This is a genomic window from Kocuria sp. ICS0012 (assembly GCF_001665945.1).
GTDB lineage: Bacteria > Actinomycetota > Actinomycetes > Actinomycetales > Micrococcaceae > Kocuria > Kocuria marina.
This window is the reverse complement of record NZ_LZMM01000058.1, coordinates 1-23,000: the sequence shown is the minus strand read 5'-3', so window position 1 is coordinate 23,000 and position 23,000 is coordinate 1. Positions and strand designations below refer to the sequence as shown.

General features: G+C 69.7%; 19 protein-coding genes and 1 pseudogene. 6 read left to right on the top strand and 14 right to left on the bottom strand.

Going from position 1 to position 23,000, the window contains the following annotated elements:
* Positions 1 to 49: 49 nt before the first annotated feature.
* From A5728_RS09515 to A5728_RS09500, 4 genes are all read right to left on the bottom strand, one after another.
* Positions 50 to 1,120: an App1 family protein gene (locus A5728_RS09515; protein WP_064846806.1), complete on the bottom strand. Its 1,071-nt coding sequence runs from the start codon at positions 1,118 to 1,120 to the stop codon at positions 50 to 52.
* 178 nt (positions 1,121 to 1,298) lie between these two features.
* A complete protein-coding gene (locus tag A5728_RS09510; protein ID WP_064846805.1) occupies positions 1,299 to 2,513 on the bottom strand; it encodes a metallophosphoesterase family protein in 1,215 nt (404 codons plus the stop codon).
* A gap of 173 nt (positions 2,514 to 2,686) precedes the next feature.
* Positions 2,687 to 6,340, bottom strand: a complete 3,654-nt coding sequence (locus tag A5728_RS09505; RefSeq protein ID WP_082943385.1) for a DNA polymerase III subunit alpha — start codon at positions 6,338 to 6,340, stop codon at positions 2,687 to 2,689.
* Positions 6,341 to 6,442: 102 nt separating this feature from the next.
* Positions 6,443 to 6,853, bottom strand: a complete 411-nt coding sequence (locus A5728_RS09500) for a hypothetical protein (protein ID WP_064846804.1) — start codon at positions 6,851 to 6,853, stop codon at positions 6,443 to 6,445.
* Between the two features lie 189 nt (positions 6,854 to 7,042).
* Between A5728_RS09500 and A5728_RS09495 the strand changes: the two genes are divergently transcribed.
* The 3 genes from A5728_RS09495 to A5728_RS09485 all read left to right on the top strand — a co-directional run bounded on the left by A5728_RS09495 (position 7,043) and on the right by A5728_RS09485 (position 8,451).
* A complete protein-coding gene (locus A5728_RS09495) occupies positions 7,043 to 7,270 on the top strand; it encodes a hypothetical protein (RefSeq protein ID WP_064846803.1) in 228 nt (75 codons plus the stop codon).
* Positions 7,261 to 7,680 carry a PIN domain nuclease gene (locus A5728_RS09490; protein ID WP_064846802.1) on the top strand — a complete coding sequence of 140 codons (420 nt, stop codon included), beginning with the start codon at positions 7,261 to 7,263 and terminating at the stop codon, positions 7,678 to 7,680. The genes A5728_RS09495 and A5728_RS09490 overlap by 10 nt, the downstream gene beginning before the upstream one ends.
* A 435-nt stretch (positions 7,681 to 8,115) precedes the next feature.
* A complete protein-coding gene (locus A5728_RS09485; RefSeq protein ID WP_064846801.1) occupies positions 8,116 to 8,451 on the top strand; it encodes a putative quinol monooxygenase in 336 nt (111 codons plus the stop codon).
* A 13-nt stretch (positions 8,452 to 8,464) separates the two neighbouring features.
* On the opposite strand, the gene A5728_RS09480 is transcribed toward A5728_RS09485, so the two are convergent.
* From A5728_RS09480 to ybaK, 5 genes and pseudogenes are all read right to left on the bottom strand, one after another.
* Positions 8,465 to 9,031, bottom strand: coding sequence for an SDR family NAD(P)-dependent oxidoreductase (locus A5728_RS09480; protein WP_064846800.1), 567 nt, complete (start codon positions 9,029 to 9,031; stop codon positions 8,465 to 8,467).
* Between the two features lie 33 nt (positions 9,032 to 9,064).
* Positions 9,065 to 9,448: a hypothetical protein gene (locus A5728_RS14190; RefSeq protein WP_064846799.1), complete on the bottom strand. Its 384-nt coding sequence runs from the start codon at positions 9,446 to 9,448 to the stop codon at positions 9,065 to 9,067.
* 2 nt (positions 9,449 to 9,450) lie between these two features.
* Positions 9,451 to 9,801: pseudogene (locus A5728_RS09470) on the bottom strand (enoyl-CoA hydratase-related protein); the annotation flags it as partial.
* A 12-nt stretch (positions 9,802 to 9,813) separates the two neighbouring features.
* Positions 9,814 to 10,209 (bottom strand): hypothetical protein, encoded by a 396-nt coding sequence (locus A5728_RS14810; protein ID WP_231885600.1) that lies wholly within the window; start codon positions 10,207 to 10,209, stop codon positions 9,814 to 9,816.
* A gap of 87 nt (positions 10,210 to 10,296) precedes the next feature.
* Positions 10,297 to 10,818, bottom strand: coding sequence for a Cys-tRNA(Pro) deacylase (ybaK, locus tag A5728_RS09460; protein ID WP_064846797.1), 522 nt, complete (start codon positions 10,816 to 10,818; stop codon positions 10,297 to 10,299).
* Positions 10,819 to 11,149: 331 nt separating this feature from the next.
* Here ybaK and A5728_RS09455 point away from each other — a divergent pair, with 331 nt between their 5' ends.
* Positions 11,150 to 11,914: a thioesterase II family protein gene (locus A5728_RS09455; RefSeq protein ID WP_064846796.1), complete on the top strand. Its 765-nt coding sequence runs from the start codon at positions 11,150 to 11,152 to the stop codon at positions 11,912 to 11,914.
* The gene (locus tag A5728_RS09450; protein ID WP_064846795.1) at positions 11,911 to 12,693 is read left to right on the top strand and encodes a 4'-phosphopantetheinyl transferase superfamily protein; all 783 of its coding nucleotides are present in this window, start codon (positions 11,911 to 11,913) and stop codon (positions 12,691 to 12,693) included. Before A5728_RS09455 ends, A5728_RS09450 begins: the two co-directional genes overlap by 4 nt.
* A 43-nt stretch (positions 12,694 to 12,736) precedes the next feature.
* On the opposite strand, the gene A5728_RS09445 is transcribed toward A5728_RS09450, so the two are convergent.
* The 5 genes from A5728_RS09445 to A5728_RS09425 form a co-directional block, all read right to left on the bottom strand.
* Positions 12,737 to 14,170: a DUF418 domain-containing protein gene (locus tag A5728_RS09445; protein ID WP_082943378.1), complete on the bottom strand. Its 1,434-nt coding sequence runs from the start codon at positions 14,168 to 14,170 to the stop codon at positions 12,737 to 12,739.
* Positions 14,167 to 18,270 carry a Pls/PosA family non-ribosomal peptide synthetase gene (locus tag A5728_RS09440; RefSeq protein ID WP_064846794.1) on the bottom strand — a complete coding sequence of 1,368 codons (4,104 nt, stop codon included), beginning with the start codon at positions 18,268 to 18,270 and terminating at the stop codon, positions 14,167 to 14,169. Before A5728_RS09440 ends, A5728_RS09445 begins: the two co-directional genes overlap by 4 nt.
* Positions 18,271 to 18,607: 337 nt before the next feature.
* The gene (locus tag A5728_RS09435) at positions 18,608 to 19,555 is read right to left on the bottom strand and encodes a hypothetical protein (protein WP_231885599.1); all 948 of its coding nucleotides are present in this window, start codon (positions 19,553 to 19,555) and stop codon (positions 18,608 to 18,610) included.
* A 127-nt stretch (positions 19,556 to 19,682) separates the two neighbouring features.
* Positions 19,683 to 20,630 (bottom strand): arsenic resistance protein, encoded by a 948-nt coding sequence (locus A5728_RS09430; protein ID WP_064846793.1) that lies wholly within the window; start codon positions 20,628 to 20,630, stop codon positions 19,683 to 19,685.
* Positions 20,627 to 21,286 (bottom strand): TetR/AcrR family transcriptional regulator, encoded by a 660-nt coding sequence (locus tag A5728_RS09425; protein ID WP_064846836.1) that lies wholly within the window; start codon positions 21,284 to 21,286, stop codon positions 20,627 to 20,629. The genes A5728_RS09430 and A5728_RS09425 overlap by 4 nt, the downstream gene beginning before the upstream one ends.
* Before the next feature lie 377 nt (positions 21,287 to 21,663).
* On the opposite strand from A5728_RS09425, the gene A5728_RS09420 reads away from it, so the two are divergent.
* On the top strand, positions 21,664 to 22,983 hold the full coding sequence (locus tag A5728_RS09420; RefSeq protein WP_064846792.1) for an esterase-like activity of phytase family protein: 1,320 nt from the start codon (positions 21,664 to 21,666) through the stop codon (positions 22,981 to 22,983).
* The last annotated feature ends 17 nt before the right edge of the window (positions 22,984 to 23,000 follow it).

Below are 23,000 nucleotides of genomic sequence, written 5' to 3'. Positions count from 1 at the left end.
GCGGGTCGACGGGCGCCCGGATGCGGGGGCCCCCGTGGCCCGCGCGGGTTCAGAGCAACCCGGCGTCCTTCAGCTGATCCGAGATGGAGGCGCCGTCGTTGGCCTCGATCCACAGCGTGCCCTCCGGAACGGTCACGTGATGGCCCTCCGAGGCGCGGGTGCCCGCGGCCAGGACGGCCTCGGTGGGTGAGAGGTTGCGGATCACGATGGCGGCCACCGAGTCCGGGTGACGCTGCGCGAAGCCCGAGTAGATCTGCGGATCGTGCTGACCGTCGTCGCCGATCAGGATCCACCGCACGTGGGGGAAGTTGCGCGCCAGACGCTGCAGGTTCTGCACCTTGTGCTGGGAACCAGACCGGAACCAGCGCTCCGTGGTGGGCCCCCAGTCGGTGAGCAGCAGCGCTCCGGCGGGGTACGCGTTGCGCGTGAGGAACCGACGCAGGGTGGGCGCCACGTTCCACGCCCCCGTGGAGAGATAGAGGAAGGGTGCGTGCGGATGGCTGCGGCGCAGCCGGTCCATCATGGTGGACATCCCCGGCGTGGGGATGCGCGCGTGCTCGTTGGCCACGAACGAGTTCCAGGCCGCGAGCATGGGGCGGGGCAGGGCGGTGACCATCACGGTGTCGTCCACGTCGCACACGACCCCCACGTGCTGCTCGTCCGAGACCACGGTGACCTTGGCCTCCGTGACCTCCGAGCCCTCGGCCTGCATGTAAATGGTGTGCACCCCGGGGGTCATGGAGACCTTGAGGTCCACGTCGATCACGCCGCCCTTGTCCGCCACGAGGTGGAACTCGTGCTCGCCCAACCACACGTTGACGTGGGCGAACGCGAAGGGCACGGACGTGAAGGAACGCCACCCGCGGATCGACTCCGCGGCGTCGTCGGTGTCCTCGATCAGCAAGCCCGTCTTGAGGAGCACGCGCCCCAGGGCCCGCACGTAGCGGGGGCTGCCGTAGCCGTCGAAGGCGAGCATGGTGGGGATGTCCCCGCGCTGCACGGCCCGTCCCTGACGCCATCGCTGCAGCTTCTGGTCGAAGCGGTACGCGATGTTGATCGCCTCTTCCGTGACCTGGTCCACGGTCTGCAGCAGATCTCCCCCGCCACTGTTTTTCGCCATGCCTCACAGTTTTGCACAGCACTCCCGACCCACGACGTCGCGGCGTACCGTGCCGCGGACGACGGCGCGCGGCGTCGTGGAGCGGGGCCGCGCCGTCGAACCCCTGGCAGGGCTGCGGGCAGGGCGTCGGGCCCCGGGCGCGAGGACGGACCCGGGGCCCAGTCCCGGTGCCCGCGGCTCAGCCGCGCACGTAGCGCGGGAAGCGCTCGGGGTGGTCGATGGGCTGGGTCTCGGGGCTCATGTCGATCCCGAGGTCCTTGGCGAAGACCAGGCGCGTGCGGGTGTAGACGCGCTTGGTGCGCTCGTCGAGCTCGAACACGCGGGCACCGCGCAGGGTGTGCTCGTCACGGGTGCCGTCGTTGAGCCCGTAGGTCCCGAAACCCGTGCCGGGGCCGTAGCCCAGTTCGACCCCGAAGTAGTTGCCCATGTAGGTGTTGATGTGGTCGTGGCCGCAGTACAGGCCCAGGACGTCCCCGCGTTCCAGGACCGCGGCGTAGATCCCCGAGTTGACCATGCCCGTGTAGACGTTCTCGTGCTTCTCCCCCACGATCCCGTGACGCTTCACGGCGGCCGCGTGCCCGGACTCGTCCGAAGTGAACTGCTGACCGAACCACATGTGGTGGTGCTCCCACGTGGGGATGTGGAAGTACATGAGCCCCGGGATCTTCTTCCCGTAACGGCGCTCGGTCTCCACCGAGAGGTCGTTGTACCAGCGGATCTGCTGGGGACGGATCCAGTCGTAGCCCATGAGACCCTCACGGTCCTGCCCGCCGGGGCGTTCCTCCGCGTACCGGCCGGAGTCCAGCAACCACACGGCGAACGCGGGGGCGTGGCCGCGGGACCCGCGGATCAACAGCTGGGCGTTGGACGAGCCGAAGACCTTCTGGTCGTCCCCGGGGTTGAGGTTGTGCTTGTACTGGCGCACGAACTCGACCAACTGCGGTTCACGCATCCCGGTGCCGTGCTCCTCGGTGGAGTCCTCGTCGTGGTTGCCGAATGTCACCGCCCACTTGATGCCCCGGGACTCCATGGGCAGCACCACGTTGTTCACGGCCTGCTTGACCTCGCGGTCGGTGCGCGGGGAACCGTCGATCACGTCCCCGTTGATCAGCACGAACTGGGGCTTCTCCCGGTCCAGCACCTTGTTCATGAGCTCGATGGTGCGCCGGTCGGTGCGCGGGCCGTCCTGGGTGTCGTTGAACTGGACGATCTTGAACCTGCCGTTGCGCCCGAAGGAGAGGGGCATCCGGCTGTGACCGTGGCCGTGCTGGGTCACAAGCGCCGGTGCCGCGTGGGCGGTCGACGGCGCGGCGGCGAGCACACCGGCGGCCGCGATGGCGCTGCCTCCGGTGATCAGGTTCCGGCGCGAGGGACGTGAGGTGTTCTCGGTCATGTGGTGCTCCTGGTGCGAAGGGTTCCGACCGCTGCGGGCGGAGGGGGTCCGGCTACTACGGGCGGTGAGCATCCGACCGCGACGGGCGGTGGGTGAGTCACACGCTAGGGTCACCGCGTTACGGCCACGTGGCGCCCCGGTGTCCCGTGGGGCACGAGCCGCGCGCCGGTTATTCACCTTCTGACCTGGGGTTTCACCTCGGTTCTGGTGCGGGGGTGCGCACCGGCGACGGCGCTGTCCCCCTGGGGAGCGCGGCCCCGGGAGGCACCGGGCCGTTCGGGGCCGTGGCTGCGGCGTCGTCCGGGGCCCTCAGCGGACTCCGGTCGCGGCGGACGGGACGGTGTGGGCCGCGAACCCAGCAGGGACCGGGGATCCGGGAGGGTCTCCGGGCGGGAGAGGTCCCACGCCTGGGCCACCTGGATCCCGATCCCCCGCGGGCCCGTGCGGCGCGTGTGGCCGTGGACCAACAGCAGCGTGGGGGCGAACAGTACCTCACCGGAGGCGGCCTGGGCCTCGTCGAAGAACGTGCAGTCCACGGCCCCGGAGCCGTCGTCCAAGGAGATGAAGACCACGCGTTTGCCGCTGCGCATGGGCGGGGTCATGGTGGAGACCCGCACGCCAGCTACGATCACCTCGGTGCCGTTGCGCAACCCCAACAGGTCCTCGGCGCGGGTGGCCCCGTAGGAACGCATGAGCTCACCGTGCGAGTCCATGAGGTGGGCGCTGACCTCGATGCGCATGGTGTCCATCTCCGCTTTGACCCGCTCCCCCGTGCTCGGTTCAGGCAGCCGCGCCGGAAGGGCGGCCAGGTCCACGTCCCCGAGGGGCAGGGCCAGCTGCCCCTCCCCGGGCTGCGCACGGGCCGAGGTCCCGCGCCCGGTCGCGGGCCGATCCGCCTGTTCCCGCAGGAAGTGGACCATGTCCGTGTGGGAGGCCCGCGTCTCGGCGCGGTGCAACAGGGAGTCCAGGGCGCCCGCCTCCGCGAGCCGTTGCAGCGTGCGCCGGGTGGGCCGGGCGCGCACCCGCAGTTCGGCGAGGGTGCTGTAGGGCTGGGCGGCCACGAGACGTTCGATCTCCGCGGCGCTGATCCCCGTGATGGAACCCAGGGACATGCGGATCCCCCACGCACCGTCCTGGGTGTGGGGGATCCCCCGGTCCAGGTCCCCCGAGACCACGGTCCCTGGCCGCGGCGTGACCGACTCCACCCGGTGGTGGTCCGTGCTGCGGTTGACGTCCGGGCCCAGCACGGGGATCCCCATGCGGCGGGCCTCCCCCACGAGCAGGCGGGCGGGGTACATCCCGGGGTCATGTTCCCACACCCCGGCCATGAACGCCTCCGGGTGATGGGTCTTCAACCACGCCGACTGATAGGTGGGCACCGCGAAGGCCACCGCGTGGGCCTTGCAGAAACCGAAACTGCCGAACGCGTGCAGGATCCCCCACACCGTGTCGATCACGTCCGGGGCGTAGCCGCGAGCGCGGGCGCCGTCGCGGAAAGCGGTTTCCACGGGCTCCTCCGAGGCAGAGCCGAGCAGTCGCCGCCAGATGTCCGCGCGGGCCAGACCACACCCGGTCATCCGGTCCATGATGCGCATGATCTGTTCGTGGTAGACGGCCACCCCGCGGGTCTCGGCGAGGATCTCCTGGAGGTCCGGGTGGGGGTAGGTGGGCGTGGACCAGCCGTGGCGGGCGTTGAGGTAGGGCCGGACCATGGCGGCCTGCATGGGCCCGGGGCGGAACAGGGAGATGTCCACGACGAGGTCGTTGAACTCCTCCGGTCCCATGGTCCCGATCAGTTCCCGCTGCCCGGGGGACTCGATCTGGAAGCACCCCAGGGTGTGGGTGGAGCTGATCAGCCGGAAGGTGTCGGGGTCGTCCCGGGGCATGGTGTCGAGGCTGGGCGGGGGTTCGTGGGGTCGCAACCGGGTGATCTCCTCCACGGCGTGGGCCAGGGCGGACTGCATGCGCACGCCCAGGATGTCGAGTTTGATCAGCCCCATGGGGTCCATGTCGTGCTTGTCGTACTGGGACATGGGCAGCCCGATCCCGCTGGCCTGCACGGGGGTGCGCTGCAACAGGGTGGTGTCGGAGAGGATTACCCCGCACGGATGCATGGAGATGTGCCGGGGTAGTCGGTCGAGGCGTTCGGTGAGATCCACGAGCAGGTCCAACTGCCGGTTGTTGCGCAGCCGCTCCGCGAGCGGGGCGAGTTCGGGCCGGCGTGCGATCTCCTCCCGCAGGGTGCCCCCGGGCACGCGCCACAACTGGGTGGCCACGTGGTCCACCTCCTGGGCCTCGAGCCCCAGTGCTAGTCCGGCGTCCCGCACGGCTCCGCGGGAGCGGTAGGCGTTCTGCATGCTCATGAGCGTGACGCGGCGGGGGCCGAAGCGTTCGAAGATCCGGTGGTAGACGGCGTGGCGTTGCGCGCTCTCCATGTCGATGTCGATGTCCGGCAGGCTGGGGCGCAGCGGGGAGAGGAAGCGCTCGAAGACGAGGTCGTACTCGAGCGGATCCGCCGGTGAGATCCCCAACAGGTGGACCACCAGGGACGAGACCCCGGAACCGCGGGCGGCGTGACGCACACCCATGCCGCTCATCAGTTCCGAGACCTCCCCCACGGTCAGGAAGTACCCGGCGAAGCCGAGCTGGGCGATCACCGCGAGTTCCCGTTCCAACCGTCCGCGCAGGGACTCCCGGTTGAGTCCGGGCACGGTGCGGTCCCAGTCCTCGCCGGCATGCAACCGGGCGAGTCCCGCGTAGCAACGCTGGGCCAGTTCCCGGTCCGGGTCACCGCTCACCCCGATCACCGAGGCCTCCGGGATCACCGGACGGTCCACCCCGAGATCCCCCTCCGGATCCAGACGGCAGCGCTGGGCCAGGTGGTGGGTGTCCGCGAGCAGCGCGCCGTGTCCCGCCTGACCGTGGTCCGCGGCGAGGGCGATCTCCCGGGCCAGCAGACTCATCTCGTCACCGTCCTTGAGCCAGCCCTGCCCGTTGGGTTGCAGCACACCGCGATCCGCCCCGGCCAGTTCGTCGAGGGACATCAAGGTCCGGGCGGCGTCCAGGACGTCCGCGGTCACGGCCTGCCCCGGGTGGGCGTAGCGCACGGCGTTGCTGAGCACCACGGGCAGCTGCGCCTGCCGCCCGATCTGGAACATCCGCACCGCGTGCCCCATGCTCAGGGGCGCACCCTGGGGCGCCAGGTGGGTCACCGTCTCCACCACGAGGGTCCCCGCGGGCAGCGCGTGACGCCATCGGTTCAGCGCGGTGCGCGCCGCGTGGTAGTGCCGTCCCACGAGTAGCCGACCCACGTCCGAGTCCGGGCCGAGCAGCACCACGAGCCCGGGATCACCGTGGCGCGCCGCACGATGCACGTGCCGCGCCAACTGCTCCGCGCTGAGTCCGATGGGGTGGGCCGCGTGCCGGTCATGAGCCCGGTGGGCGGCGGAGACCACCCGGCACAGGGCCGCGTACCCGGCTCCCCCGTTGCGTCCCGTGGCCAGGACCACCACCCGGCCGATCACCACGGGTGCCGCCGGACGACGTCGCTGTCCGGCCGCCCGATTCTGCCCGGCCACCCGGCCCTGCGCGCCTCCCGCGCCGGCGCGCGGGGTCCGCAGCAGGGCGATGTCCACACCCAGGACGGGAGCGAGACCGTGCGCGCGGCATGCCAGCACGTGTTTGACGGCCCCGTAGAGGCCGTCCCGGTCCGTGCACGCGAGGACCTGTGCTCCCTGGGACGCGGCCGCCCGGGCGAGTTCTTCCGGACGCGCCACACCGTAGTGCGAGCTGAAGGCCGAGGCCACGTGAAGATGGGGGAACCACATGCCCATATTCGAAACTTTATTCGAACTTCTGTCAATCGCGGACGGCTCCGCGGGCGACATGAAGTGACACGGAAGGACTCCGCACAGCGACCACGGGCGGTCTCATGCGGCGCTGACACGGAGCACCCGCCACTGATCGGTGAACTGGTTCCGGACCAGTTCGAAGGTGCGTGCGATAACCACCCCGGGCCGGACGACCTGCACCCGCCACCGCTCCTGATCCACCGCGCTCGTGCGGCTCTCACGCGGCACGCGGACCTCCACGTCCCACCAATTCCGGCGTTCGTACCAGCGAACGGCGGGCTGCAGGACGCGATGCTCCTCACCGCGGTACGTCACCACACACGGCGTCCCGGTGATGTCACACACCACCGCGAGATCATCGAGGGCGGGGTCCGTGGAGCCGCCCACCAGCCCCGTGGGACGCTCTACCGGCATGCCCGCGCCGATCACCGGAACCGTGTCCCACGGGTCCTCGTATTGCCCGGTCTCCGTCATCTCCAGCACCGTCATGGTGGCTCACCCTCCCTGATTATTCGAAAATTTATTCGACTACTGAGACGGTGCCAAGATCGTCCGACACGCATAAGCGACCGACGCCACGGCGGTGTCGGTCGCCGGAGAGATGCCCGCACACGGGCGTGGGTGAGATCTTTTCCGTTAAACGATATCGCGATAGCATTCTTCGAGGAGGTGCTGACGATGAAGAATGTCCTCATCCGGGGACTCAGTGACAGGGCGGTTGAAAGCATCGATGCGGAGGCATCCGCGCTGGGGCTATCCCGCAACGAGTTCCTGCGCCGGAAGTTTGAGACAGCGGCAGCCATGACGGGCGACAAGGCCACGGTGACCACTGAGGACTGGGAGCGCTCCTCCCGCGCGTTCGGCGACCTCATGGATGACGACATCATGGCTGCCGCGTGGCACTGACCGGCTGGTTAATCGACAAGTCTGCGTATGCACGAATGCAGGCAGGGAAGGCCGCGCACCTCGAGGACTGGAATGCCCGCATCGAACGAGGACTGGTTCGACTCTCGACGGTCACGCGACTTGAACTGGGATTCTCATCCCGTTCCGGCGAAGGCGGGCGTCAGGCGTTCGGGCTGCCGCCGCTGTCGCTGATGCCCATCGAACATCTGACGCCCGCGATGGAGGACCGTGCCTTCCAGGTGCAGATGTTGCTCGCCGATAGAGGTCAGCATCGTGCGCCGTCCATTCCGGATCTGCTGATCGCAGCATGTGCAGAGAAGGCTGGGCTGACGGTGCTGGCCATGGACAAGGACTTCGACTTGATTGCCGCGGTCACAGGCCAGCCGGTGGAAACCCTCACGCTGCGATGACAGAACACGCGTGAGGCGATTATCGGCCCTCCCGGTCGGTGATTCTCTGCGCCGTGACCGGGGAAATACCGCGGGCCCGCCGCCCTGGGCGACGCCCCGGAGTCCATCCCGCGAAGAACAGCGGCCGATGGTGAGCCCGGCCGCGGTGCCGTACAACGCGTAGTCATACCACTCGATAACCGTTCCCGCTATCGCCGCGAAAAGCGCCCTGCCAGCGCCGGGGCGCGCTGCCGTGTCCGTCGTCGTCCGCTGGCGCATGAGCTCACACTACGACGCCGCTCGGGCACCGTCTGGACGTTGCACACCCGGACGAAGCGCCCGGAGATGATGCCCTGGAGCAGTTCCGGGGCATGGTGTCCGTGCCCCTTTCGGGAGCGCCGGCATTGTCCGCCCGCACCCCTGTGTTCCACGCCACACAGCGGTTAGATTGGCCCCATGACGACATCCATCGGGACAGCCGACACCACTGCCCTGTTCATGCTCCACGGATGCCTCCGCTCCACCCCCGGGAACGGGCACGCGCTCGCGGGCATCTTGGCCGAGAACGACGCCGCCGAGCCCATGCCCGGTTGCCGCCTCTACCTCGTTGCCACCGATCCCGAGGATCCTGATGCCGTGTGGGTCACCGAGGTCTGGGACACCGAGGAGGGCCATCAGGCGTCCCTGCAGATCCCGGCCGTCCAGGAGCGGATCCAGCGGGCCTTACCGATCATCGACCGTGAAGGCATGACCAGCCACCGGCTGCAAGCCGTGGCGGGCATCCCGCGCTGACCCGGCGCCACCATCACATCGTCAACCCACCACTCACCGAGATCGCCTGGCCCGTGATGTAGGCCGTCCCCGGGGAGAGCAGGAAGTGGATCGTGGCCGCGACCTCCTCGGGGGTGCCGAGCCTGCGGGCGGGGATGCCCCGCGTCATCCCGGAGAAGACCTTCCCCGTGAGGCCCTGGGCGTCCGCGAGCTCGCGGTACATCGCGGTGTCCGTGGGACCCGGGCACCCGGCATCGGCCATCATGGGTACCACGGCGTTCTCGCGCGCCACGGAGCGCACCATGCCCAGCACACCCGCCCGCGCGGCCGACGACACCGCGTCCCCGAACGAGCCCGCCTTGGCCCTGTCCGACGACACCACGACCAAGCTCGCCCGCCGACCCGCGGCTCCCGCCACACGCAGATGCGGCAGGACATGGCGAGCCACAGTGAGCACCCCGAGCCGCTCCACGGTCACGATCTCGCGGGTCCACTCCTCAGTGACCTCGTGCAGCGGCTCGGCGATGGCCGCTCCGATGCCCTGTCCGGTGCCGGTCACGATCGCCACCCGTGCGGTGGTGCCGGTGTTGTGCTCGTTCATGGGCAATCCTCCTGGTCGTGCTGTCGATCCCGGTTAGGGTGCGTACCCGCGTCCGGCCGATTCGCGGGAAATGATGAGCTCCATGACCTGGGTGAATCCCGCGCCCCCGGGGCCGATCAGGTGCTCGCGCGGGACCAGGACGTCCTCGCAGCGCATCAGGCCGCGGCCCACCGCTTTGGTGCCGTTGATGACCCAACCGTCGTCAGTGCGCCGGGCCGTCATCCTCGGGTTGCCGGCGTCCGAGCCCGCGTGCGATTCGGAGAGGGCGATGCCCACGATGCCGCGCCCGCTCGTGATGAGCGGCACGTACTTCTCCGCCGTCTCGGGCGACGCCGACGACGCCGGGATCTGTCCCACGAGCGAACCCACCACCTGGACGTAGCCCGCGTTGACGTCACCGCGGGCGATCTCCTCCACGATCAGTACGAACCCACCTTGGGCCCGGACTGACCGAAGCGCGCGGTGCTCGAGGCGATCGTGAGATCGCACAGCACGTGCAGCACGTGCCCGCCACCGATCGCGAGTCCGTTGACCGCCGCGATCACCGGCTTGGGGATGTCACGGATGACCTTGTGCAGGTTCCCGATCTCGACCATCCCCGACGGCGACGGACCATAGTCGCCGATCTCGGCGCGCTGCTTCACGTCCCCGCCCGTGCAGAAGGCCTTCTCGCCCGCACCGGTCAGAATGACGGATTGCACAGCCCGGTCCGCCCAGGCGAGCCGGAGCGCGGTGATGAGCTCGTACACCGTCTGCGACCGGAACGCATTGTAGCGCTGGGGTCAGTTCATGGTGGTCACGGCCGCGGCGCCGCGGATCTCGTACAGGATGTCCTCGAACTCGTGCTCGGCGGTCATGACGCGTCTCCTCATCTCGGGTGGATTCCGGGGCGGATTCTCGGCTGGGTCCAGGAGCGGGCTCCTGGACGGATTCTGGGACGGCCCTCCGAGCGGACTTCCGGGCCTCCTCTGAGGCCGGTCCTCGGGCGCGACGGCGCTCGCCCGCTCCACCGGGTCCTCGTCCGCCGCGGCCACAGCGGCCGGGACCCGTTCGGTGAGTTCATCCAGCACCGCACCGGCCGCACGCAGCAGCTGGTTCCGGCGGGCCTCCTTGCGGGCGCGACGGGCCGCGCCCTCCGGGGCGAGGGCCGAGGTGTCGGTAAGTGAATCAGTATTCATCACGAATAAATCTGGATCCACTTCATGGCGCGTCAAGGGTCGGAAGATGAAACCGTGCCCGGTCACCGCGCGATCGCGGCGACCACCTCAGCGGGCGATCGCCGCAAACACCGCCCCGGTGAGCTCGGCCAGATCTCGCGGGGCCAGACCCACGTCCTGCCCGCGTCGGCCACCGGAGACGTACATCCGGTCCAACCGCCGAGCGCCGTCGTCGATCACCGTGGGCAAGCGGGTGCGCTGACCCAGAGGGCTCACTCCGCCGAGCACGTAGCCAGTCAGTCGCTGGACATCCCCGGGATCCGCCAACCGGGCCTTCTTGGCACCCAGCGCGACGGCCACCGCTTTCAGGTCCGCACTCTGCGCCACAGGCACCACGCACACCCCAAAGCCATCGTGATCCGTCTGCACCACCAGGGTCTTGAACACGCACTGCGGCGGCAGCCCCAGCGCCTCGGCCGCTTCGCGCCCGTAGGCCGTGACGCGGGGATCGTGCTCGTAACCCATGGCCTCGAATTGCACGCCAGCGCGCTCGAGGGCGAGTGTGGCGGGCGTGGCCGATGCTCGTTGTGTCTTCTTCCCCACGGGTTCCTCCCATGCCGCGTCCGTCATGCACCCGGGTCACTTCCCGGATTGCGGGGGAGCACACCCAGCCGGGTTCGGTACTGTGGGACCACGTCCACACCACGGAAGGGCCGGCGCCCCCTACCTCGAGTCTAGGTCCTCCCGCAGCGCGGACGAGAAGTCCCCCCACCGCAGCCTCTCCCCCGGACGCCTCGCAGTAAGACGCCCACTCGCAGCACCCCGGACCCGCATCGGAGCACCCGCCGCAACGCCCCACAGGGCCGCCCGGTGGAACAGTCCGGCACCGTACCGAGCGAGCGTCGCCCACGCGCGGCACCGGCGGCAGTCGGCACACTCAGGATTCAGGAGGTCCGGGAAGTTGGCTACGACCCCACCCCCCGCCACGGCCCTCGCCCAGTGGTTCTCCGGCCCGTTCACCCCGCAACGGCGCCTCGTCGTCTTTCCCCACGCCGGCGCCGGGGCACTGTCCGGCCGCGATCTGCAGGCCGCGGACACCGAGGTGCTCACCCACCGCCGTCCAGGCCGGGAATCACGTATGGCCGAACCCGCTGTCGTGGACGTCCCGGAGCTCGTCGCGGAAGCGCTTGCGGCGCTGCTGCCGATCCTCGACGCGGACGAGCGGCCCACGGTCGCGCTCGGTCACTCCTTCGGCGCGCTGCTCGCCGCCGAGTTCACCGCGGCCCTGGACCGCGAGCGCCCGGGTCGGCTCGAGCGCACGGTGCTCTCCGCCAAGGCCGCGCCCCCGGATCGCGATCCGCACCTCGCGTCGATCCTCGAGGACGACGCCGCTCTGGCCGCTTGGTTGCTCGAGCTCGGGGGCACCCCCGAGGAGCTGCTCACGGACCCTGGTCTGCGTGAGCTCGTCCTGGCCCCGTTGCGCGCGGATCTTCGGGCGTCGTTGAGCTACGACGCCGCCCCGCCGGACCTCGCCACGCCCCTGCTGCTCGTCCACGCACAGGAGGACCACACGGCGTCGGCGGAGTCCATGGCGGGGTGGACGAGCACCGGGGGCACTGCCACACTCACGATCCCCGGGGGCCATCACGGGTTGTTCGATCACGCACGCGAGCTGCACGACGCGTTGCGGTCCGCTGTCGACGGCACGACGGGTGGCGCCCGATGAGCGCGCACGCGCTCGCGCACCGCCAGCCCGTGTGGGCAGCACAACGACGCCGCGTGCCCGGTGCACCGGCGGATCTCACGCTGCACGTCCTGCACCTTGAGGATGTCTCGTCCTGGGCGTTCTCCGCCGTGGACTGCCTCACGGAGGACGAACTGTCCCGGGCGTGTGCGCTGCAGGACTCCCACACCCGTGAACTGTTCGTGGTCTCACGCGTTGCTCTGCGCCACGTTCTGGCCCACCGACTCGGGTGCTCCGCCCACGAGGTCCCGATCAGCCACGACCCACGCACCGGGGCACCCCACGAGGTGCACGGTCGCGCGGCGGCGGTGACCGGGTCCCGCGGTGACGCCGGTCCCGAGCTCGCGGCGTCCTCCGCGCTGGGTCACGTTCGCCCCGTCCGGTTCTCGGTCTCGCGCACGGCCGGGGTCATCGCTCTCGTCACGGCCCAGCGTGCCGTGGGCGTGGACGTGGAGCGTCTGCAGTCCGAGGTGGAGGCGAACGTGCTGCTCGACGTCCTGCACCCCGCGGACCGCGCCCGGCTTTCCCGCGTGCGCGGGCGGCGTCGTGCCGTGGCCGTGACGCGCACATGGGTGCGGGTGGAAGCGCTGGTGAAGGGCTGGCAGACGGGACTGTCCCGCGACCCCGCAAGCATCCACGTGGGATCGGCCGCACGCGCGGACTACGGCCGCGGGTGGAGCGTGAGCGACGTGCGCACCACGGCGCGGGAGAACGCGCGCCTGGCCGTGGCATGGCGAACGGACCCCGCCCCGCAGGGCTGAGGTCCGTTCATTCGTCATCCGCCCCGCGGGGCAGCGGCATCACTCAGTGGCGACGCCGCGGGGTCTCCGCACGACGCCGCGGGAGCGCCTTCTTGGGCCGGATCACCGCGGCCGCCGCGCCCTTGGACGCCCGGGTCACGAACCGCTCGAGCGGACCCGCCCCCACGGCGTGCTGCCACGCCACCGCGAACAGGGCGGCCACCACAATCTGGACGATGTACCAGAACCACGGGGTGCCGTCCGTCCACACGAACGCCATGAAGATCAGGTGCGACACGTAGAGCGTCAGCGTCATGGAGCCCATGGCACCCAGCCACGTGAGCCACTTGCCGATCACGCGGCACAGCAGCAGGAACGCGCCCAGTGCGATCATAGCCATGCCCGCGCTCTCGAACAGGGCGAGCGGGGTGTTGGTGTGCGGGCCCGTGAGCAGCAACCACAGGTTCGTGGTGTCCGGCAGCTGGGGGTCCGGGCCGTAGTACTGGATGTTCCACACGTCCTCGGACGTCATCCACGGGGTCGCATTGATCAACGCGTCCTCGAGGTCGAACCGCAGCAGCATGAGCATGGAGATACCGCGGGACAGGGCCGCGACGACGGCGCCCACGATCACGAGCAGCACCTGCACCCGGTCGCGGGACAGGGGCAACCGGCCCAGCGCCAGGCCCAGGCAGATGAACGTCATCCATGGCAGCGCCGGGTAGGTGCCCGTGAGGAACAGCTCCGCGAACACGGATCCCGGGTCCGAGAAGATCTCCAGGAAGCTGGGGTTGCCGTACACGTGGGCGGGCAGCACCGACAGCGACCACTGCATCACGAACGGCATGACCACCGCGAAGAACGCGGCCGAGGCCAGCAGCCACCGCACACTCATGAGCGTGAACGGGATGGCCAGCAGGAACATCAGACCGTAGTAGATCAGGATGTTGTATACGGGCAATTCGAGCAGGTTCACCGTGAGACCGATCGCGAACAGCAGCAGGGCACGCACCAGGATGGAGAACCGCGCCCGGGAGCCGTCACGACCGTGGCGCGGGGTGCGCCCCCCGGTCATGAACGCGAGGCTCACACCGGCGAGCGTGGCGAACAGCGCGGCCGAGTGCCCGGCGAACAGGGTCCATTCGAGGGACGGTTCCCCCGCGGCGTTCGTCGCGGAGAGCACGTGCACCGCGATCATCCCGATGAGCGCGAATCCACGCGCCACGTCCACGCCCATGATGCGGCGCTTGGTGCGGCGGCCGTCCGCGCTCGTCACGTTGCGGGTGGCCGCACCCTGACGCGGTGCGGACGTGGAACGTGGCGGCGCGGTGACCACCGGGGTCGCGGCGGTCCACAGACCGCTCTCCGCCGCGGTGCGGCCCTCGTCCCCGCGGTCGCCCAACCACACCTCTCGCGGTGGACGGCGCCCCGGTTGCGGGCGCTGTCCCACGGGCAGGTCACCCTCCAGGACGACTTCTTGCGTGCTCTGCTGCGTCATTCGGTGACTCCCTCGTGCTTACCGGAGGTCTTCCCCGCGGGGACGACGTCGGTGCGGACCGTGGCCATCGCGGACGATCCCGCGCTCAACTGCGGCGCCGGTGCAGCTCCGAGCAACGGTGCGGTGGACACGTGGTCCGACTCGATCGCGGGCACGACCTCGGCGCTGATCGCCTGGTCCCCCGGTGCGAGGTGACGGATGGGGTTACCGCCCCAGTTGCCATCCGGGGGCACCGTCTCTTGCCGCATGACCAGGGACCCGGGGCCCACGGTGGTGCGCTCCTCGATCGTCGCACCGGGCAGCACGAAGCTGTTGGGGCCCAGCGTGGATCCCCGCCGCATGGTCACGGGCTCCATCCGCATGACCCGGTCGTGGAACAAGTGGGTCTGCAGGACCGTGCCGCGGTTGACGGACACGTTGTCCTCGAGGCGCACGAGGTCGAACTCGGGCAGCCACCATGACTCGCACCACACGCCGCGACCGATGTGCGCACCCATCAGGCGCGCCCACAGGTTGAACATGGGCGAACCCACGCTCAGGCGGATCATGGACGGGACCGCGAGGGACTCGGCGAACACGTCCGTGAGTTCGTTGCGCCACACGAATGAGCTGAACAGCGGCCGTTCGCTCGGTCGGAAGCGGCCCACGAGGGCCCACTTGACGAGCACCGGCACCAGGCAGGCCACGGTACTGGCGACCGTGAGCACCACACCGGACCACGCGAACGCGGCCACCACACCCGTGGCGCCCATCCCGTGGGACATGTAGATCTCGGTGAGGACGTACACGATGATGAGGTCCAACCAGGCCGAGACCATGGCGGGCACGAAGCGGAAGAATTCCACGAACGCACGCGCCGCCTTGAGCCGCCGTTGCGGGCGGAACGTGGACTCGGCGTCGGCCTCGGTCTTGGCGCGGGCGATCGGCTCGGCCGTGCGACCCAGCCAGGACGAACCGGCGGGTGCGTGGTGCGGGGCGGAGCTGAGCACGGCCACGAGGGCGTCCGCGGGCAGGTCCCGGTCCGGTCCCACGATCCCGGAGTTGCCCACGAAGGTGCGCTCACCGATCACGGAGGTACCCACGTGCAACCATCCGAACCCGGCGCGGTGGGACGTGACCAGGGCGTGGTCGGCCAGGAAGGACCCGTCCTTGAGCGTGGTGAGGTGCGGGATGGTCTCCGCGGTGGAGATCTCCACGTTGCGCCCCACCTTGGCCCCAAGCAGGCGCATGAACCACGGAGTGATGCAGGACGCGTACACGGGGTAGGTGGAGATCAGGGTGCGCTGCATGAGCGTCTCGGTGAGCCACATGGCCCACCCCACGGGACCGTTCTGGGGGAAGTACCCCGGCACGATCATCCCGGCCACGAGGCGCACGAGCGCGACCACGAGCAACAACCACACCACCGCGGTCACGATGGTGAACACGGGGACCCACACGGCCACGATCGGGAAGACGACCTCGTACTGCTGGATGGTGATCACCTGGGACAGCACGATCAGCGCCCCGGGGATCAGGGCGAGGAAGGGCAACAACCCCACGAGCACGGCGCCCGCGGAGAACGCGAGGTGCGACGTCGCCGAGCCCCAGGTCTTCATGCCGCCCGTGGCCTCCGGGGACTCCTCGGGCCACGTGAGGCCGGCCGAGCCGTGGTGGCGCAGAGGGGAACCGCCCCACAGCTCGCCGTCCGGGACGTTGCGGCTGACGTGCGAGCCGGGCAGCACCTCGGCGCCGTGGCCCACGCGCATCCCGGGATCCACGAGGGTGCGGGTGCCCACGCGGGCGTTGTCACCGATCTCGATGGCGCCCACGTGGAAGACGTCCCCGTCCAGCCAGTAGCCGGACAGATCCGATTCGAACTCCAGGGTGGAGTGCTCCCCCACGCTCACGAGACCCGTGACGGGCGGGGTGTTGTAGAGGTGTGCGCCCTTACCGATCTTGTTGCCGAACAACCGGTGCAGGCCGCGGGCCATGGGGGTGCCGGTGAGGACGTCGTACTTGTTGTAGACCACGATGCGCTCGGCGGCCCACACGCGCAGGTGGTTCCAGCTCCCCCGCGGATAGTGCCCGGGTTTCAACCCCGCGGTCAGCGCGCGTACCGCGGCAGCGCCGATGAACACGCGCCCCGGCAGGGAGAACATCACGAGCCACCCCAGGACGAGCGGCCACAACGGCGGCGTGGGGACCCAACCGGCGTCCGCGACCACGGCCAGCAGCCACACCACGATGAGCGCGCCCACCACGTAGCGGAACCCGTTCAGGAAGTTCAGGGCCAGGATGAACAGCCCCTGCAGCCAGCCGGTGCTCGCGGGGGTGGGCTCGGGGTCCCGCTTGACGTCGTGGGACTCCCCCAGCGTGGCCAGGTAACCGGCCATGCCCTCGAGGGTGGGGTGGGCGTAGATCTTGGCGATCTCGGTGTCCGGGTGGGTCTTGCGCAGCGCGGAGACCAACCGGGCGAGCGCCACGGAGCTGCCACCCATTGCGAAGAAATCGCTGTCCGGGCCGAACGGCAGCGGTCCGAGTTGGTCCGCCCACAGTTCCGCGAGCCACGCGAGGTCCCCGGTCAGGGACTCGGAGCCGTCGTCGTTGGACGTGGGCAGCGGCCAGGGAAGGGCCTTGCGGTCCACCTTGCCGGAGGTTTTCATGGGCAGTTCGTCCATGATGCACAGCGCGGGGACCATCTGCCCCGGGAGTCGTTCCACGAGCCAACGCCGCGCCTCGGAGAGATCCACGGAGCCCTCGAACTCGGGGACCAGGTAACCCGCGATCACGCTGCCACCGCCCGGGGTGGAGTGCACGGCGCACGCGCCGAGCTTCACGCCGGGCACGGCGCTCATCTGCGTGTCGATCTCACCGAGTTCGATGCGCCGCCCCGAGACCTTGACCTGGTCATCGGCACGGCCCGCAAAGACGATGCCCTCGGGGTCCGCGCGCACGACGTCGCCCGAGCGGTACGCGCGGTCCCAGCCCAGGGATTCCAGCGGCGCGTACTTCTCGGCGTCCTTGGCGGGGTCCAGGTAGCGGCCCAGACCCACGCCGCCGATGATCAGCTCGCCGGTCTCACCCCAGCCCACGGGCTGGCCGTCGGCGTCCACGACAGCGAGTTCCCACCCGGGCACGGCCAGACCGATGCGCACTGGGGCCTCCCCGTTGAGCAGGGCGCCCGTGGCGATGACGGTGGCCTCGGTGGGTCCGTAGGTGTTCCACACCTCACGGCCCGGGCGCACCAGGTGCTTGGTCAGTTCCAGGGGGCAGGCCTCGCCGCCGAAGATCAGCAGGCGCACCCGGTCCAGTGCGGCATTGGGCCACAGGGATGCGAGCGTGGGCACGGTGGAGACCGCGGTGATCTCCTTGTCCACGATCCACTGGCCCAGGTCCGGGCCGGAGCGCACGATCTTGCGCGGTGCGGGCACCAGGGTGGCGCCGTGGCGCCACGCGAGCCACATCTCCTCGCAGGACGCGTCGAAAGCCACGGACAGTCCCGCCATCACGCGGTCACCGGGACCGAGCGGGCGGCGCTGCAGGTACATGAGGGCCTCGGCGTCCACGAGTGCCGCGGCGGAGCGGTGGGAGATCGCCACGCCCTTGGGCTTACCGGTGGACCCGGAGGTGAAGATGATCCAGGCGTCGTCGCGGGTACGCGGGGTGGCGGTCTGCTCACCCGTGGTCACGGCCGGGTTGCGGGTCAGTTCGAGCCCCTGACCGAACACGGCGGCCACGCCGGCTTCCTCCCACACGGTGCGCGCGCGTTCATCGGGGTCGTCCCAGTCCACGGGCACGTAGGCCGCGCCGGCGAACAGGGTGGCCAGGATGGCAACGTACAGGTCCACGCCGCCGGAGGGCACACGCACGCCCACACGGTCCCCGCGTCCGATGCCCATGTCCCACAACCGCTGGACGTGGGTCTCGATCCGGTCCTCGAGTTCCCCGTAGGGAACGCTCTCGTTCTCGTCCTCCAAGGCGATGGCGTCCGGGTATTGCGCGACCGTCTCGAGGACGATGTCGACGAGGGTGCGCGGTGCCGGTGGTTCCTCCACCGGGTACACGGCCCTGTCCGGCGCGAGCGCTCGGACTCCGCTCCTAAGATCTTGGCTGTCCACTGCTAGTACTCTCCCCCTTGCTAAGGACCGGTGGTGCAGGGAGATGCGGACGTCGTCCTCGGTCGAGGCGCGGTGCTGCAAACGTATGGATCATGCCGATGGGTCCCCCGACCGATACGGCAGCGTGACATCCGGAAGATGCGCAATGGCGTCCAGCGAAAATATCCCCCTGCTGGCCCAGATTACGTCGCCAGAATACGACAAGCATGAACTTGGATGCAATGTACGGTGTCGGTCCCGGCATCACCCAGGTGGGGATGTCATGCTGAAGAATTACTCAACGTGACCCACCCCACGGACTTCCCCCCCCGTGTGCCCGTGAATCGTGTTCCGTAGATCACGTGGAGGGCGTGGGTTCGTCCGCCGCGAGCAGTTCGTCCAGGATCTCGGCGTCCGGCATGTTGAAGTGGTCGCGGTGCGGCATCAGTTCCAGGCGGGTGCGTGTGAAGCCGCGCTTCTCGTAGAAGCGCTGACCCTCCGTGGCCGCCGTGACGGCGTCGAAATCGGACGCGGGATCTGAGCCGTTGTCCAGCAGACCCGTGAACCACCACATGCGCACCTCGGCCTTCTCCTGGCGGGTCGGGACCTTCGACAGCCCGTCCGGCGCGCCACCACCGCCCACCATGGCCGCACCGCCGGTCACGAGGTCCCGGGCACCGCTGAGCACCCCGTAGCTGAGCATCTCCGCGCCACCCGAGTACCCGAACCACGACACCCGGTCCCGTTGCACCGGGAGGTCCGCGAGCAGCCGGTTCTCGGTCAAAGCGCGCAACCAGCGCATGTTGGCACTCATCCCCTGCCACCACGTGCACTCGCCCTGGCAGTCGGGTGTGAGGGGCACGGCCAACAGGTCGTTGTGGGAGGCCGCGATCGCGGACAGGCACGTGGTGCGCCCACCCGGTTCGAAGTACTCCGCCCCGCCGTCCCCGTGCAGGTCGATCACGAGCCCCACGGGCTTGGAGACGTCCACCCCGCCGTCGATCACGTGGTAGGAACTCGTGGTCCCGCGGTACGTGTAGGTCTGCTCCAGGTGGCCGAGCGCCCCGGCTTGGGTCTGGTCCTGGGTGGTCGGCTGCGTGGCCAGGGTCACCGAGTGGGGGAAGGCTCGGGAGTCGTCCGCGCGCAGCCCGTACTGGGTGCAGTCGGTCGTGGGCGGCTCCGCGGACTTGAACGGGTTCACACTGATGAGGACCACGGCCGCCACCAGCACCAGCAGCAGGACCAGCACCAGAACGACACGCCACGAGGCATGTCTCGCGCCCGTCCTCGTGGGACTGGTAGGCATGGCCGGAATCGTACCCCCGCGGGCTGGGAGTTCTCGACCTTCCACCCCGCGACACCCCTGTGGCGTGAGACGACGTCGCTCGGCCGGGTCCGCGCGACGCCCCGGCGCCGCGGCGTCGTCGTCCGCTTCAGCGCACCAGACGGGGCACGAGGCCGACGAGTGCGAGCATGACGAGCAGCTCCACGAAGGTCTGCGTGAGTACGGCGAGCGGCGCGAGGACCGTGCCGTCCGGCGCCGCGAGGGCGAGCGGCAGCACCACCAGGGAGTTGCGCGTGACCCCGCTGAAGAGCACCGCGCGGCGCTCGCGGACGCGCAGGCCGGCAAGGCGACCGGCCGCCCAGCCGAGCGCCGTCATGAGCGCTGCGAAGCTCACGTAGACGGGTACGAGCGGCAGCAGCGCTTGCGCGCGTGAACCCACGAGGGCGATCTGGGACGCGACCACGGTCGCGAGGGTGAGCATCATGAGCGGGACCATGGCACCACCGGCGAGCCGGCCCCACCGCCGGGCCACCGGGGACCGCGCTGCGGCCCACTGGGTCACTGCCGCAGCCACCAGAGGGATGACGATCACCACCGCGAGGGCCTGGGCGAATGTCCCCCAGTACACGGCCATGGCGACGTCGGGCGCCAGGAACGACCACAAATACAGGGGCAGGGTCAGCATCTGCAGGACGAGCAGCACGGGGGACGCCGCGAGCAACCGGTCGTTCGCGGCGCCCGCGAGGCCCGAGAACACGATCACGTAGTCGATGCACGGGGTGAGCAGGACCAGTAGCACCCCGATCAGCATCGGGCCCTCGATGGAGAATGCGCGGACGAGCGCGAACACGATGACCGGGACGACCGCGAAGTTGACGATCACCAGGCACGCCATGAAGCGCAGGTCGCGCAGACCTTCGCCCACGCGGCGCAGCGGGATACCCAGGAACGTCACGTACAGCAGGGCCGCGAGCACCGGGGTCACCGCGGGGGCGGCGAGGCCGCCGAGGCCCGGGGCCCACCAGCCGGCGAGCGCGCCCACCGCGAGCGCCGCGAGGTAGAGGGGTATCTGGAACCGCTCCATGAACCGGGTCATCGGGGCCCCTGCCGCGCGCCACCATGTCCGGCGCCGTCGGTGTCGTCCCGTGTCAGCGCGGTTCGGGTCAGGGCCGTGAGTCCCGACCGGAAGACGGCGTCGGTGTCCACGGGGTGCTCGGTGTGCAGGCGGGCATAGCGCGGCGCGATCTCCGCATCGACCGGGGCGGCGCGCTCGGAAGGGGCCATCGGCTGTGTCAGAGCGCTGCCGAGCGTGAAGTTAGCGAGTGTGTACGCAGCACTGAGGGGATCGGGCGCACCGAGCTCGTCCAGGAGAGCGATCATCCGCTCCGACAAGCGGAGGTAGTGGGGTCCCATGGGAGCACGCATCCCGATTACCAGGCACGCCCACCCGTGGCGCGTGAGGTGCGCGTGATAGGCGAGCATCAGGTCCGTGAGCTCGCAGGTGTCCACCGCGTGTCGCATGGCGGGGTCGGCGCCGAGCGCGTGGTCGAGCCCGAGGTCGAACAGGTCGTCCACGGACGACACGCGCGAGTACAGGCTCGCCGGCGCCACGTTCAACCGACCGGCCACGGCGCGGACCGTCAGGGCCCGGAGCCCGCCCGCATCCAGCAGAGCGGCGGCGGTTCGGCCGATCTCGTCCGCGTCCACGGCGCGGGTGCGGTGCACCGGTTTGCGATGGTCCCAGTAACTCACGGGGTCAGCGTAAACGAACACTGTTCACCCGGCACGCGAACTAAGTAGTTTAAGGACATGCCTGACGATTCTGGGCTGTCCCTGCCCCTCGTCACCGAACGGCTCCGGCTACGCGCCCATACCCCCGGCGACGCCCCGTGACATGCCCGGGTCCATCTCAGGCCTGCCCCTGCCCGGTTTCTGGCCAGCCCGGACGGGTTCGATCGACGTTCGCTGTCGACGGCCGTGCCGCGCGGCGCCCGGCCATCCCGGACATACCGGGGCCCGACGTCGCGCAGAGACGTTCACCGGTCGGTCACCTCGCGGTTTCCGGACGCTCGTAGGGTCTGCGGCACACCCACCGCCGACCCGGGCGGGTCAGACCGAGGAGTACCGCCATGCACCGATCACTCGTCCCTGCGGCCGCGATCACCGTGGGGTTCGGCCTATTTGCCGCGGGACCGGCCGCGGCCGCGGCGCCGGCGGTGAACACCGGCTCCGCCGTCCAGGTCCCCATGGGAGGGCACGACCGCTCTCCCGCACCGGGCACCCACCCGCACGAGGGTAAGACCAACACGCAGGGACACCGTGTACGCGAGCACCGGGGAGATCACGGGGCCCATCACGATCGGCATCGTCGCCACGGGAAAAAGCACCGCCCGGGGCGAGGGCATCACAAGGGGCACGCCTTCGAGGTGAGCTACGTGGACAGCATGGTCTTGCCGAACGAGTTGCGCAGCGTGAACGGCGTGCCTTTCGGCGGGATCTCCGGGGTGGACTATCGCTCCGAGGACGGTTCCTATCTGGCCCTCAGCGACGACCGTTCCCAAAAAGCACCCGCCAGGTTCTACACCCTGGACCTACCCTTCGACGATGATGGCTTCGACGCACCGGGGTACTCCGTCGCGGACACCACGGTGCTCCAGCGCGCAGATGGCTCCCCGTACCCGGAGAACTCCGTGGATCCGGAGTCCATCCGATGGGACCGCACCTCGCACACGGCTCTCTGGACGGACGAGGGAGACGTGACCAAGGGACTCGCCCCGGCCATTCGGGAGATGACCGGCACAGGGGCTTTCGTTCGCGCGTTCGACGTGCCCCGGCAGTACCTCCCAGCGTTCGACCGGAGCGGCAATCAGATCCGGGGCGTTCGCAACAACCTCGCGCTGGAGAATCTGACCCTGGGGCCGTGCGGCACCACGTTCTCCGTGATGAACGAGGCAACGCTGGTCCAGGACGGCCCGGTCGCCTCACCCGAGACCGGGAGTCCGCTGCGCCTGACCCAGCTCGACCGGCGGACCGGTCACGACCTGGCCCAGTACGTCTACGAGACCGAGCCGATGTCCGTCCCGCGGGGTTCGACCGGCGGCGACCGCGGCGCTTCCGAGATGCTGCAATTGAGCAAGGCCGATTACCTGGTGATCGAGCGTCAGTACGTCGAGGGTGAGAACCAGATCCAGGTCTACCGGGCCAGCACCAAGGGTGCCACCGATGTATCCCGTTCGGCGGCCCTCACGGGTACGGAAATCCCGATGAAGAAGGAACTGGTCATCGACCTGGCCGTATCGGGGATGTCCCCCGGGAACGTGGAGGCCGTGAGTTTCGGTCCGGATTTCGCGGACGGTGACGCATCCCTCGTGCTCGCGGCGGACGACAACTTCAACCTGGCCACCCAGGACACGGTGTTCCACCTGCTCCGGGTGAACACCCACAAATAGATGGGGAGGGTGGGTGG

Excerpts from the sequence above, each read along its gene's own strand:
- A5728_RS09515 (WP_064846806.1), bottom strand. The coding sequence starts at position 1,120 with ATGGCGAAAAACAGTGGCGGGGGAGATCTGCTGCAGACCGTGGACCAG.
- A5728_RS09510 (WP_064846805.1), bottom strand. The coding sequence starts at position 2,513 with ATGACCGAGAACACCTCACGTCCCTCGCGCCGGAACCTGATCACCGGA.
- A5728_RS09505 (WP_082943385.1), bottom strand. The coding sequence starts at position 6,340 with ATGTGGTTCCCCCATCTTCACGTGGCCTCGGCCTTCAGCTCGCACTAC.
- A5728_RS09500 (WP_064846804.1), bottom strand. The coding sequence starts at position 6,853 with ATGACGGTGCTGGAGATGACGGAGACCGGGCAATACGAGGACCCGTGG.
- A5728_RS09495 (WP_064846803.1), top strand. The coding sequence starts at position 7,043 with ATGAAGAATGTCCTCATCCGGGGACTCAGTGACAGGGCGGTTGAAAGC.
- A5728_RS09485 (WP_064846801.1), top strand. The coding sequence starts at position 8,116 with ATGACGACATCCATCGGGACAGCCGACACCACTGCCCTGTTCATGCTC.
- A5728_RS09480 (WP_064846800.1), bottom strand. The coding sequence starts at position 9,031 with ATGAACGAGCACAACACCGGCACCACCGCACGGGTGGCGATCGTGACC.
- A5728_RS14810 (WP_231885600.1), bottom strand. The coding sequence starts at position 10,209 with ATGAATACTGATTCACTTACCGACACCTCGGCCCTCGCCCCGGAGGGC.
- ybaK (WP_064846797.1), bottom strand. The coding sequence starts at position 10,818 with ATGACGGACGCGGCATGGGAGGAACCCGTGGGGAAGAAGACACAACGA.
- A5728_RS09450 (WP_064846795.1), top strand. The coding sequence starts at position 11,911 with ATGAGCGCGCACGCGCTCGCGCACCGCCAGCCCGTGTGGGCAGCACAA.
- A5728_RS09445 (WP_082943378.1), bottom strand. The coding sequence starts at position 14,170 with ATGACGCAGCAGAGCACGCAAGAAGTCGTCCTGGAGGGTGACCTGCCC.
- A5728_RS09435 (WP_231885599.1), bottom strand. The coding sequence starts at position 19,555 with ATGCCTACCAGTCCCACGAGGACGGGCGCGAGACATGCCTCGTGGCGT.
- A5728_RS09430 (WP_064846793.1), bottom strand. The coding sequence starts at position 20,630 with ATGACCCGGTTCATGGAGCGGTTCCAGATACCCCTCTACCTCGCGGCG.
- A5728_RS09420 (WP_064846792.1), top strand. The coding sequence starts at position 21,664 with ATGCACCGATCACTCGTCCCTGCGGCCGCGATCACCGTGGGGTTCGGC.